The following is a 12,411-nucleotide window of genomic DNA, read 5'->3' as shown; positions in this document are numbered from 1 at the left end:
TTTATCCCTGAAAACACTGTTTTAACCCATTTATTGGCAATTTAAGCCCTGAAAAAGACTCATTTTCATTATTTACTAAGTTTTCAACAGGTAAGATAGACAAAAGTGTACTGATAGTAAATTTTGACAAACTTAAGGAGTTGGAATGAATTTTAAAAGCATGACCAAACAACAACTAAAAGATCATGGCCAAACAATTGGTGTTCAGCTTAATCTTAAAAACAAGAAAGACGAACTAATAGCGCAACTTAACGAAGCAGTCGAGCAAAAGGTTGAACTGAACTCTGCTCCTGTGCCAACAGAACAGACACGCCCTTCAACGGCAACTGTCACATCTTCTCAAGACGAGTTTGATGTTAAAAAGTACACCTTGCCAATTGTTATTATTGTGATATTGTTAATTTGGCTGTATTAAATACCCTCAATTAACTAATGCTAAAAACTATAGAAAAAGCATTAAGCGGTGGTAATTTTTGCCAAATTTGAGGCGTAAGGAATTTAAAAAGTGACTAATTGGAAATTTTTGATAACGAAAATAAGGGTAAAAATTAGCCTTATTTGAAAAAGCCGTCCATGTGTAGTTCTGTCAGATCACTAAACCCGCCAATATGCTTACCATCAATGGTGAGTTGTGGCACCATTCTAGCACCGTCAGTCACTTTTGAAAATTCCACCATATTGGCACGATCATCGTCAATGTATTTTTGCTCAAAAGGCAAATTCCACTTGTCTAACAGCTCTTTAGTTTTTACGCAAATTGGGCAAGTATGCGTTGAATAAACGACAATTTTCATCTTTATCCTTGAAGTGCTTTAACGACTAAGTCGCCCATCTTGTTCGTACCGACAACTGTATCGCCTTTTGCTGCGATATCTTGAGTACGATAGCCTTGATCCAGAACTGTATTAACCGCTGAATCAATTTTGTTAGCCAGTGATACCTGATCAAGTGAGTAGCGCAACATCATAGATACTGACAAAATAGTGGCTAAAGGATTGGCGACATCTTGGCCTGCAATATCTGGTGCAGAGCCATGAATTGGCTCATACATACCGAAACCATCTTTGTTTAAAGAGGCACTTGGTAGCATACCAATTGAACCAGTCAGCATAGCAGCACAATCAGACAATACATCACCAAACAGATTTGAGGTGACCATGACATCAAATTGCTTAGGCGTTCTGACTAACTGCATAGCTGCATTATCCACATACATATGAGAAAGCTCAACATCTGGATAATCTTTAGCCACTTCCTCCATCACTTCACGCCATAATTCACACACTTCTAACACATTAGCCTTGTCAACCGAACAAACTCGTTTATCTCGTTTTTGTGCAATTTTAAAAGCTGAGTGACCAATGCGTTTGATTTCAGATTCTGAATAAGTCGCACTATTAAATCCATAACGCTCACCATTACGAATTTCAATACCGCGAGGCTGGCCAAAATAAATACCTGACACTAATTCACGTACAATCATTAAATCCAAGCCAGAAACAACCTCTTCTTTAAGAGTTGATGCGCTGGCTAACTGTGGATACAAAATAGCTGGACGAAGGTTTGAAAATAAATCCATCTCAGCACGTAGCCCAAGTAGGCCACGTTCAGGGCGAAGGTCGCGCTCTAACGCCTCCCATTGATAACCACCCACAGCACCGAGTAAAATCGAATCACATTCATGAGCAGCGTCCAAAGTTGCTTGAGGCAATGGCGAGCCCGTTTCGTCATAAGCTGTGCCGCCTACTAAACCATGAACTAGCTCCATACTCAAGCCATCATTTTTGTTTAAATACTCAATAACCTTTAAGGCTTGAGCAACAATCTCTTGACCAATACCATCACCTGGCAATACTAATACTTTAGACATCTTGCTTCCTGCGAATAAATTTCCAAAATAGATATTTTACTAGATTTCTTCCATCTCAAATTGATCCTTGGTAACGCCGCAATCAGGGCAGACCCAATCCTCAGGAACATCATCCCACCTAGTACCTGGCTTAATGCCATCTTTAGGAGCGCCTAACGCCTCATCATAAATCCAGCCACACACCATACATTTTAATTTTTTCATATTGATTTCCTTGTTGTTAAATACGTAAAAAAAGGGAGCTATTTACTCCCTTTCATAAAACTGATTAATTACTACAGATTATCAGCATTTTTAGCTAGGTACTCAGCCACACCTTCTGGTGTATCCTTCATACCTTCGTCACCTTTATTCCAACCTGCAGGACATACTTCACCATGCGTTGTGTGGAAATCAAGTGCATCAACCATACGTAACATTTCATCAACATTACGACCTAATGGAAGATCATTGACTACTTGATGACGAACATTAAATTCTTCATCAATTAAAAATGAAGCACGAAGTGCGATGCCTGCTGGATGTACAATGCCATAAGCTTCCATAATAGAATGATCTGTATCAGCTACTAATGGAAAATCGATCGGACCTAGACCACCATCTGCTGGCGCTGTATTACGCCAAGCGTTATGCGTGAATTGTGAATCAACTGAAATACCGACCACTTCTACACCCTTCTCAGTAAATTGAGCTACACGATGGTGGTGTGCTAGAATTTCCGAAGGACAAACAAAAGTAAAATCTAATGGGTAGAAAAACACCATGATTTTTTTGCCTTTCAGGCTTGATAATTTAAAATCATCAACGATTGTGCCATTTGCTAATACCGCTGCGGCTGTGAAATCCGGTGCTTGTTGTGTTACTAAAACGCTCATATTTTTCTCCAGTAATTAATCTATAAAACCCGTTGATTATACAACGATGAACTGGTGTATATCTTATAAAAAATAAGGGTTTAGTAGTGACAAGTTAAAATACAAACAAATACTCAAGTAAAATGTCGACATGCTTAAAATCTACAACACACTCAGTAAACAAAAAGAAGTTTTCCACCCTATCAATCCTGACAAAATAGGCATGTATGTATGTGGCATGACTGTTTATGATTATTGTCATATGGGCCATGCTCGTGTCTTGGTTATGTTTGACGTTATTACTCGCCACCTAAGGCGTAATTTTCCAGCCGTTACTTACGTTCGCAATATTACTGATATTGATGACAAAATTATCGCTCGCGCTATTGAAAACTCAGAGGATATTTATAGTCTAACGAATCGTTTTATTGATGCTATGCATGAAGATGAGCGTGCACTTGGCATACTACCGCCTGATATTGAGCCTCGTGCTACAGAAGCAATTGATCAAATGTTTTATATGATCAAAACTTTGATAGAAAAAGGGGTGGCCTATCAAGCAAAAAATGGTGATGTCTATTATTCAGTACGTAAGTTTGATGGATACGGGAAGTTAAGTGGGAAAAATTTAGATGACTTAGAGGCTGGTGCTAGGGTTGACGTAGATTCGAATAAAAAAGATCCTCTGGATTTCGTGTTATGGAAGATGGCTAAACCGAGCGAACCAAGTTGGGAGTCACCTTGGGGTGACGGACGCCCAGGCTGGCATATCGAGTGCTCAGCAATGTCTACTCATCATCTGGGCAACCATTTTGATATTCATGGAGGTGGCATGGACTTGTCTTTTCCACATCACGAAAATGAAATTGCCCAATCTGAAGGCGCTAATAGCTGCACGTTTGTTAACACCTGGATGCATGTTGGTTTTGTCAATATTAATGATGAAAAAATGAGCAAGTCTTTGAATAATTTTTTCACCATTCGTGGCGTACTAGAAAATTATGATGGAGAAAGCTTGCGCTATTTCATCATGAGTTCACATTATCGATCGCCTTTAAACTTTTCAGATGCAAATCTTGATAACGCTAAATCTTCACTCACCCGACTATATACCGCTATTCGAGACTTACATGCAAGTGATGCAGCGCTAGATGAAGTGTCGCAACGATTTGATTTTGAAACGCGATTTAATCAAGCATTAAATGATGACTTTAATACGCCAATTGCTCTTAGTATTTTGTTTGAGCTAGCCAAACTCATCAACTCAGAGCGTAGCAAAGACATTGATAAAGCCAAAGCGCTTTCTCAACTTTTAATCAAACTAGGTGGCTTTATTGGTCTTTTACAAATGGATGCTGATGCATTTTTGAAACAAGGTGTAACTCTATCTGATGAAGATATTGAGCATAAAATAAGCCTTAGAAATAAAGCGAGAGACAATAAAGATTTTGCAACTTCTGACCAAATTCGAGATGAACTAACAGAACTAGGTATTATTCTGGAGGATGCTTCAAATGGCACTGGCTGGCGCAGAAAATAATATCGATTGGACGACTATTGATACCATCCTGCTAGACATGGACGGTACCTTACTCGACCTTAATTTTGATTTACATTTTTGGCTAGAATACTTGCCTTTGGTGTATGCAAACAAACACAACATCACTCATCAACAATCTAAGGATAAAATTCGCCCTATGCTCGAAGCCGAGCAAGGTAATTTACATTGGTATTGTCTTGATTATTGGCAGAATGTATTTGAATTAGACATTGCCAAACTTAAAGAGGATGTCTCTCACCTTATTCAAATTCATCCATTTGTACTCGAGTTCTTGGCCCAAGCAAAACAACAACAAAAACGCATTTATCTAGTCACAAATGCTCATAGAAAAACACTAAAACTAAAAATGAGGGTTACTAATTTAGAGAGCTACTTTGATGGCGTTATCAGTTCACATGACTATAACATTGCCAAAGAAGAGCAAGGATTTTGGCAACAGTTAGAGCAAGCTATTAATCTTGACAAAGAAAAAAGCATCTTTTTTGATGACTCGATTAACGTACTTAATTCTGCCAAAAAATTCGGCATCGGTACCGTGGTCGCCATTAGCAAGCCTAGTTCGAAAATTGCCACTAAACCATTAGAGGGCTTTGTGAATATCGAAACTTTTGAGCATGCATTGCCTGTCAGTAAATAAACAATAAAAAACCCGCTTCTGAGCGGGTTTTTTTATAGATAACAATTGGCCTTAATTACTCACCGCCAATAGCACCCATTAAAGCAAAACTTTTCACAAAAGGTGTTGCCATTCTTGGGTCTTTGATCATTGCACCAAAATCACCTGTTTCAAACTTCAACTTTCCCATTGTAACCGCCATACCCATTGATGCCATACCTAGAGGCTTGTCTAGCCATTTCATCCAATTTTTCTTATCAGCGCGCATATCCCAATCAACGCTCTCACCACTGTAATCTCCAGCTTTAACGCACTCACCATTTTCAACCACAAAAATACCAGTGGGCGTTCCGTCACCCTTAAAGCCGCAAGCGATAGTTGAAGAGAAGTTAATCTCAGCCAACTTACCTCGCACTTCTTCAGATGCATTCCACTCATCTTTCAATTGATTCATCCACTCTTCTGAAAATAATACTGCCATCACTAATCTCCTATTGATAGTACCAACAAAAATAAAGCAGCTTTTAGGCCTTACTTTATCCATTCTCCTCAAATTTATTCACTTTTTGAATGGCAATATTATGCCCCATAACAGTTTAAAAAAAATCATATTTTGAAACAAAGTGCCGTGACTTAATTTCACGTTAAAAACCGGTTGGCGTATAATTTATAGGCATGAAACTCCCCTTAAAAATTGGTATCCTATCTGATACACATGGCTATATCCATCCGGATATTGTCCGTCTATTTAGTCAGTGTGATATTGTTGTTCATGCGGGTGATATTATTGATGAAAAAACCTTGTCACTAATAACACCTAAACAAGGTATTGTTGCTGTTCAAGGTAATAATGATGGGCATTTAGTTCAATTAAAAACTACTGAATCTATTGAGTTGCCAGGTGGCACACTTGTGGTTAATCATGGGCACACCTATGGTCGTAAGCAGCCTTCACATAATTTGTTACGAGAGGCGCATCCTAATGTCAAAATGATTGTCTATGGACATACTCATAAGCAACTCATAGAGCAAGATACAATTCCATGGATTGTCAATCCAGGTGCTGGTGGAGAAACACGCAATCATGGTGGCTCAAAATGCCTAATGCTAACAATAAAATCTGAGCAAAATTGGCGTGTAAAACCTTATAATTTTAGCGAGTTATAAACAGCGGCTTTCGTAAAAAATGAAGTATTTCACCATATGCAATGTATAATTAGCGATTTTTATAAGTAAATAGGAATGACAATGAAAAATGCTTTTTATGCGCAATCAGGCGGTGTAACTGCAGTAATTAATTCTTCTGCATGTGGTGTAATTGAAACAGCTCGTAAATACCCAGAGAAAATCGGCAAGGTATATGCTGGTCAAAATGGCATCATCGGCGCTTTAATGGAAAATTTAATTGACACTTCGAAAGAATCTGACACTGATATTGCAGCTCTAAAACACACACCTTCTGGTGGCTTTGGTTCTTGTCGTTACAAGATGAAATCTTTAGAGGCCAACAAGGCAGAATATGAAAGATTGATCGAAGTATTTAAGGCTCATGATATTGGTTACTTCTTCTACAACGGTGGTGGCGATTCAGCCGATACGTGTTTAAAGGTTTCACAGTTATCTGAGTCCATGGGTTATCCAATTCAAGCAATTCATGTCCCTAAAACAGTTGATAACGACTTACCAGTAACAGACAACTGCCCAGGCTTTGGTTCAGTTGCTAAATACATTGCTGTTTCTACAATGGAAGCAAGTTTTGACGTAGCTTCAATGTGTGCAACCTCAACTAAGATTTTTGTTCTTGAGGTTATGGGTCGTCATGCGGGTTGGATTGCTGCAGCAGGTGGTTTATTAGATGATTCAATTCCAGTGGTTATTTTATTCCCTGAGGTTAAATTTGATGAAGAGAAGTTCTTAGCTAAAGTTGACGCTAATGTTAAGAAATTTGGCTACTGTACGATTGTTGTATCTGAAGGTACGCAATGGCCAGATGGTAGATTCTTAGCTGAGCAAGGTACTCGTGATGACTTTGGTCATGCACAATTAGGTGGTGCTGCTCCAGTTGTAGCTCAACTAATTAAAGATGCATTGGGCCATAAGTTCCATTGGGCTGTTGCCGACTACTTACAACGTGCTGCACGTCACTTAGCATCAGAGTCTGATGTTGAGCAAGCGTACGCTTTAGGTGAAGCAGCTGTTGAACTTGCAATGCAAGGCAAAAACTCAGTAATGCCAGCTATCATTCGTACCTCAAATAACCCGTACACTTGGGAAATTGGCATGGGCGAGTTAAAAGACATTGCTAATGTTGAAAAAATGATGCCAATGGAGTACATCTCTGAAGATGGTTTTGGTATTACTGACGCATGTCGTGAATACTTACAGCCATTAATTGAAGGTGAAAACTACCCTCCATACAAGAACGGCCTTCCTGACTACGTGGTTATGAAAAAAGAAATGGTTGAAAGAAAATTACCATCTTTTGATATGGATCTTTAATAGAGAAAAAACACGAGATTAATATGAATGTAATTTTACTAGGGCCACCAGGCGCAGGAAAAGGTACTCAAGCAACTAATATTTGCCAGAAGTATTCAATTCCTCAAATTTCAACTGGTGACATGCTACGCGGTGCTGTTAAAGCTGGAACACCTCTAGGCGTCGAAGCTAAGAAAGTAATGGATGCAGGTGGTTTAGTATCTGATGATATTATCATCGGTTTAGTGAAAGAAAGAATTCAAGAAAATGACTGTGAAAACGGTTTCTTATTTGATGGCTTTCCACGAACTATCGCTCAAGCTGAAGCTTTGAAAACTGACGGTGTAGCCATTGACTACGTTGTTGAGATTCAAGTACCTGATGAAGATATTGTTGCGCGTATGTCTGGTCGTCGTGCACATTTAGCCTCTGGCCGTACTTATCATGTTATTTACAATCCACCAAAAATGGAAGGTATTGATGATATTACTGGGGAAGAGTTAGTGCAACGTGCTGATGATAATGAAGCAACAGTTCGTTCACGCTTAGATGTCTATCATGAGCAGACTCAACCACTAGTAGATTACTATCAAGCTTGGATGAGTAACGCTGAAAATGCGCCTAAATATGGTGCTGCTATAGGTGTTGGGTCGCTTGATGAAGTTAGAGATCGTGTTTATGCTCAATTAGGCTAGGCTTTAACCCTTTCCTGAAAAATTAAGGGCCTATGTTGATTAAGCATAGGCTTTTTTTTACAAATTAATAATTCAAAATATATGATGAAAATTGGACCAAGGCAAATTACTACACCGTTTAGACCTATCCCTTTAGATGTACCAGAAGGAATGAAACCAAATGAATTTTTCAATTCATTTGAGAATTTAGCAGACCTTGCTCAAAATAATGGTCTACTGAGTAATAGTGAAGATTTGCTCCTGTATCGTAAAGCTCTAGGTCATTCAAATTTATTTGACTGCTCCATTATTTATAACACCTCCAAAAGCATACTAAATCCTTTAGGTAGGCCGGTAAGACGGACCCAAGTACCAAATAAAGTCAAAAATGCTTGGAATCGCATGAACCAGATAATCATTGGATTTATGCTAGAAGAGTTTCCAGATGCAGATAAGCATCTGGTGCTATGTGGTGAAGCGTCACTTGATTCAACCTGGCCAATAACATCGCCCGGTGTCCCAAGCATCCGCATGCTTCATAATCACTTTATTGTTTTTGATAAGGAACAATTAAAAAATTCTGAATTGTCAGATCCTGATAATCCAAATCTAACTGATGGCGGTCAGCACTCTTTATTTGCAAACTACATGGAAGACGTATATGCAGAGTTTCAATCAAAACTTAATTTTGAAATCTTAAAGCCAATTGATGGTTCATCATCAGGTCTTGAGTTGACGGGCTACCCTCAAGGCTTGCCAAGCTGGGAAGTAACGGGTGGCATTGATAGTCTAAAAAATGTTAAGTTTTGGGATGAATATGATTTGGTTTTAAAAGGATTTTTAGATTTTTATCGGACATTCTTTTCCCAGGTATCTTGTCGCAACTCTTCAGTGCCAAAAGCGGCTTACTTCCCAGAATTAATAGAAAGTACACTCTTATTTAACACATGCTTCCTTTCTGCTGCTAAAAAAGTCCGTGATAAATGCATTGACGATCCAAAATACTCATCATCGATTCGCTGGCAACCTGCCTTTAAACAGCTAATATATCGTAATGATCAGGGTAAATTAATTGTTACTATTTCGCAAAATTCTATTGGTAATGCAATTACAGAATTATTAGGAGTTGTGGTCAAGCGAGTACCTGATGTCCAAGGCTATGAAGCAGCTGAACCCGCTTTAATTGAGAAATTGTTAAAACTACGATCAAGACTTGTTGAAGCAGATTTAGGCGATGGTATCGAAACAAAATACTGGAAAAAAGACTAGCAATTTATTTTTCATATTTTTCATGATGGCTCGTTAATCGAGCTATTTTTTTGCCGAAAAATACTAATTCAAAAATTCAAAACTGAAGTACAATCGTTCCGAGAGAAGTAATACTATAACTTTGAGGAGAGAATATGGATGTACTAACACTCGCCATTGGGGCATCAATTATTGCTGTTTTATATGGCTTATATACAATGACCTGGATTTACAAACAATCCCCAGGATCAGACAAAATGAAAGAGATTTCAGATGCGATTGCTGAAGGTGCCAAAGCCTATCTAAATCGTCAATATACAACCATTGCTATGGTTGGTGTTATATTGTTAATTGTAATCACTTACTTCCTGGGAATTACTGTTGGAATAGGATTCCTGATTGGTGCTGTTTTATCAGGTGCAACTGGATATATTGGCATGAATGTATCAGTTAAATCTAACTGTCGTACAGCTGAGGCTGCCAAAAATGGCATTAATGCTGCTTTCCAAGTGGCTTTTAAAGGTGGCGCCATTACTGGAATGCTAGTAGTTGGTTTAGCGCTATTAGGTGTTTCTGGCTTCTATATGGGCTTATTATCATTTGATGTTGCACAAAAAGATGCGCTACATGCATTGATCGGTCTTGCTTTTGGTGGCTCATTAATCTCTATTTTTGCTCGTTTAGGCGGCGGAATCTTTACCAAGGGTGCTGATGTTGGTGCTGATATTGTGGGCAAAGTTGAAGCAGGCATTCCAGAAGATGATCCACGTAATCCAGCAGTAATTGCTGATAATGTGGGTGATAATGTGGGTGACTGTGCTGGTATGGCGGCAGATTTATTTGAAACTTATGCGGTAACGATTATTGCTACAATGATGTTGGCAGGTGTACTAGACATGGGCAATGATGCAATCCTTTACCCGCTAGCGCTAGGTGCTGTTTCTATTATTGCTTCAGTTATTGGTACGTTCTTCGTCAAAGTATCTGATGGTGGCTCTATTATGGGTGCTTTATATAAAGGCTTAATTGTATCTGCTGGCTTAGCCGCAGTGGCATTTTACTTTGTTACTTCTAATATGAATATGGGCATTGACTTATTCTATGCATCACTCATTGGCTTAGCTCTAACAGGTGTGATGGTTGTAGTTACTGAATACTATACTTCAACTGAAAGTGCACCTGTGCAGCATGTTGCTGAAGCTTCTAAAACAGGTGATGGCACTAATGTCATTGCTGGTATCGGTTTATCAATGAAATCAACAGCATTACCTGTATTAGCCGTTTGTGCGAGTATTTGGGGTGCACATGCATTAGACGGTTTGTACGGTATTGCTATTGCAGCAACAGCGATGTTATCTATGACTGGTGTAATTGTTGCACTAGATGCTTATGGCCCAATTACTGATAATGCAGGAGGTATTGCTGAAATGGCTGAACTTCCTGAAGAAATTCGCAATATTACAGATCCTCTAGATGCGGTTGGTAATACAACCAAAGCAGTAACTAAAGGTTATGCGATCGGTTCTGCTGGTCTCGCTGCACTCGTACTATTTGCAGACTTTACTAATGCATTAAACACTAGAGAGGGGTTCGAACCTATCACTTTTGATTTGTCAAACCACATGGTTATCATTGGGCTATTCTTAGGTGGCCTTGTGCCTTACTTATTTGGCGCAATGGCAATGGAAGCTGTTGGTCGAGCGGCAGGCGGCATTGTTGAAGAGGTACGTCGTCAATTTAGAGAAATGCCGGGTATTATGGATTACACTCAGAAGCCTGATTATTCTAAAGCAGTTGACATGCTAACTAAGTCTGCTATTAAAGAGATGATTATACCGTCAATGCTTCCAATCTTGTTTCCGGTAGCAGTCGGCTTGTTGTTAGGTGCTGAAGCGTTAGGTGGTTTGTTAATAGGCTCTATCGCTACAGGTATCTTTGTGGCAATTTCAATGACTACCGGTGGTGGTGCGTGGGATAACGCCAAGAAATACATCGAAGATGGTCAATTAGGTGAAGGCTATGGAAAGGGTTCAGATACGCATAAAGCGGCTGTAACTGGTGATACTGTAGGTGACCCATATAAAGATACGGCTGGCCCTGCAATCAATCCACTAATCAAGATTATCAACATCGTTGCAATAATGATTATTCCTCTACTGTAACAGTAGAATGAATTAAAAAAGGAGCGCTATTGCGCTCCTTTTTTAATGTTTGATTAGCAGCTATTAAGTACCCGCACCTTTATGAAGTTGGACATTTAAGCCTTTGGTATTTTTAGTTAATACAAAATCTGCTTGGGCTTTTAATAGTTTATCAGTGCATTCGTGTAAATCCGTATACTCATCTTGACCTGTATCAAAGCGCTTATCTTTTAAATAATAGAAGAAGCTCTTGTATTTAAAATCATCAAGCTTAATGATGATAAAAGTTGAATTTGGATCTTCCCACACAGCAGCAGGAAACAAGGTTGGCTTGTCTTCGCCCTCTTTAGTAATTTCAATATCCGCTAGATGAACTTCTTTTTTTTCTTTTCTCCAGCGATTATTCAAATTATTTTGAATGGTAACTAATTCTGATTCGTTAAATTCAATACTCATATTAATTCTGCTGTAATATTTCTTCCAAGCTTGGCTCACTATCGGTTGTACCGCCAGCCTCCATCTCTTCAATCGTTGCATCTCTCACTAGCGTGATTTCGAGCAAAAAATTGACGTCACGTCCACAAAGTGGATTATTGCCGTCGATCGTAACTGTTTCATCATCAACTTTAGTTACCAAAAAATCTTTTGGCTGACCATCTTTATTTTCCATCACCACCTTGGTACCAATTATCCGGTATTCTTGTGGAACGTTTTCGATTTTATCGATAAAGACTAGCGATTCATCCCTAGGCCCATAAAGCTTATCTACATCGATCTTAATCTCAATAATATCACCTTCTTCTCGACCTTCAAGTTCGTTAAGAACATCTTTACCAAGGACATCATTTGCACCATGCACATAGCCAACTGGATATTCAATATTTGAAAAAACATTACCCGTCTTTCGGTCAACAACTTTATAGATTAACTCAACGTATTTAGACTCTTCAATAAAATCTGCCATAATCT

At 38.8% G+C, this 12,411-nt stretch carries 15 protein-coding genes; 8 read left to right on the top strand and 7 right to left on the bottom strand.

Annotated elements, in window-relative coordinates; genetic code table 11:
- Nucleotides 1-145: 145 nt before the first annotated feature.
- The gene (locus N9Y32_03390; GenBank protein MDB2590057.1) at nucleotides 146-415 is read left to right on the top strand and encodes a hypothetical protein; all 270 of its coding nucleotides are present in this window, start codon (nucleotides 146-148) and stop codon (nucleotides 413-415) included.
- 139 nt (nucleotides 416-554) lie between these two features.
- On the opposite strand, the gene N9Y32_03385 is transcribed toward N9Y32_03390, so the two are convergent.
- From N9Y32_03385 to N9Y32_03370, 4 genes are all read right to left on the bottom strand, one after another.
- Entirely contained in the window at nucleotides 555-794 is a 240-nt protein-coding gene (locus N9Y32_03385) for a glutaredoxin (GenBank protein ID MDB2590056.1), read from the bottom strand.
- Nucleotides 795-796: 2 nt separating this feature from the next.
- Nucleotides 797-1,870 carry a 3-isopropylmalate dehydrogenase gene (gene leuB / locus N9Y32_03380; GenBank protein ID MDB2590055.1) on the bottom strand — a complete coding sequence of 358 codons (1,074 nt, stop codon included), beginning with the start codon at nucleotides 1,868-1,870 and terminating at the stop codon, nucleotides 797-799.
- 39 nt (nucleotides 1,871-1,909) lie between these two features.
- Nucleotides 1,910-2,074: a rubredoxin gene (locus N9Y32_03375; protein ID MDB2590054.1), complete on the bottom strand. Its 165-nt coding sequence runs from the start codon at nucleotides 2,072-2,074 to the stop codon at nucleotides 1,910-1,912.
- Between the two features lie 71 nt (nucleotides 2,075-2,145).
- Entirely contained in the window at nucleotides 2,146-2,745 is a 600-nt protein-coding gene (locus tag N9Y32_03370; protein MDB2590053.1) for a peroxiredoxin, read from the bottom strand.
- A gap of 130 nt (nucleotides 2,746-2,875) precedes the next feature.
- On the opposite strand from N9Y32_03370, the gene cysS reads away from it, so the two are divergent.
- On the top strand, nucleotides 2,876-4,264 hold the full coding sequence (cysS, locus tag N9Y32_03365) for a cysteine--tRNA ligase (GenBank protein MDB2590052.1): 1,389 nt from the start codon (nucleotides 2,876-2,878) through the stop codon (nucleotides 4,262-4,264).
- Nucleotides 4,239-4,922, top strand: a complete 684-nt coding sequence (yrfG, locus tag N9Y32_03360; GenBank protein ID MDB2590051.1) for a GMP/IMP nucleotidase — start codon at nucleotides 4,239-4,241, stop codon at nucleotides 4,920-4,922. The genes cysS and yrfG overlap by 26 nt, the downstream gene beginning before the upstream one ends.
- Before the next feature lie 55 nt (nucleotides 4,923-4,977).
- Here yrfG and N9Y32_03355 read toward each other — a convergent pair whose 3' ends face one another.
- Nucleotides 4,978-5,382, bottom strand: a complete 405-nt coding sequence (locus tag N9Y32_03355) for an SCP-2 sterol transfer family protein (protein MDB2590050.1) — start codon at nucleotides 5,380-5,382, stop codon at nucleotides 4,978-4,980.
- 194 nt (nucleotides 5,383-5,576) lie between these two features.
- Here N9Y32_03355 and N9Y32_03350 point away from each other — a divergent pair, with 194 nt between their 5' ends.
- The 5 genes from N9Y32_03350 (at nucleotide 5,577) to N9Y32_03330 (ending at nucleotide 11,463) form a co-directional block, all read left to right on the top strand.
- Nucleotides 5,577-6,068: a metallophosphatase family protein gene (locus tag N9Y32_03350; GenBank protein MDB2590049.1), complete on the top strand. Its 492-nt coding sequence runs from the start codon at nucleotides 5,577-5,579 to the stop codon at nucleotides 6,066-6,068.
- Between the two features lie 81 nt (nucleotides 6,069-6,149).
- On the top strand, nucleotides 6,150-7,400 hold the full coding sequence (locus N9Y32_03345; protein MDB2590048.1) for a 6-phosphofructokinase: 1,251 nt from the start codon (nucleotides 6,150-6,152) through the stop codon (nucleotides 7,398-7,400).
- Nucleotides 7,401-7,423: 23 nt separating this feature from the next.
- Complete coding sequence (gene adk / locus N9Y32_03340; protein MDB2590047.1) at nucleotides 7,424-8,074, top strand: adenylate kinase; 651 nt, start codon at nucleotides 7,424-7,426, stop codon at nucleotides 8,072-8,074.
- Between the two features lie 84 nt (nucleotides 8,075-8,158).
- A complete protein-coding gene (locus tag N9Y32_03335; protein MDB2590046.1) occupies nucleotides 8,159-9,322 on the top strand; it encodes a hypothetical protein in 1,164 nt (387 codons plus the stop codon).
- A 134-nt stretch (nucleotides 9,323-9,456) separates the two neighbouring features.
- Nucleotides 9,457-11,463: a sodium-translocating pyrophosphatase gene (locus N9Y32_03330; protein MDB2590045.1), complete on the top strand. Its 2,007-nt coding sequence runs from the start codon at nucleotides 9,457-9,459 to the stop codon at nucleotides 11,461-11,463.
- 63 nt (nucleotides 11,464-11,526) lie between these two features.
- Here N9Y32_03330 and N9Y32_03325 read toward each other — a convergent pair whose 3' ends face one another.
- Together N9Y32_03325 and N9Y32_03320 are read right to left on the bottom strand one after the other, a co-directional pair.
- Complete coding sequence (locus tag N9Y32_03325; protein MDB2590044.1) at nucleotides 11,527-11,898, bottom strand: hypothetical protein; 372 nt, start codon at nucleotides 11,896-11,898, stop codon at nucleotides 11,527-11,529.
- Between the two features lies 1 nt (nucleotide 11,899).
- A complete protein-coding gene (locus N9Y32_03320; GenBank protein ID MDB2590043.1) occupies nucleotides 11,900-12,406 on the bottom strand; it encodes a peptidylprolyl isomerase in 507 nt (168 codons plus the stop codon).
- Between the last annotated feature and the right edge of the window lie 5 nt (nucleotides 12,407-12,411).

Origin of the sequence: Candidatus Thioglobus sp. (genome assembly GCA_028228555.1) — a bacterium.
Classification (GTDB): domain Bacteria; phylum Pseudomonadota; class Gammaproteobacteria; order PS1; family Pseudothioglobaceae; genus Thioglobus_A.
This window is presented reverse-complemented; position numbering and strand designations above follow the sequence as displayed.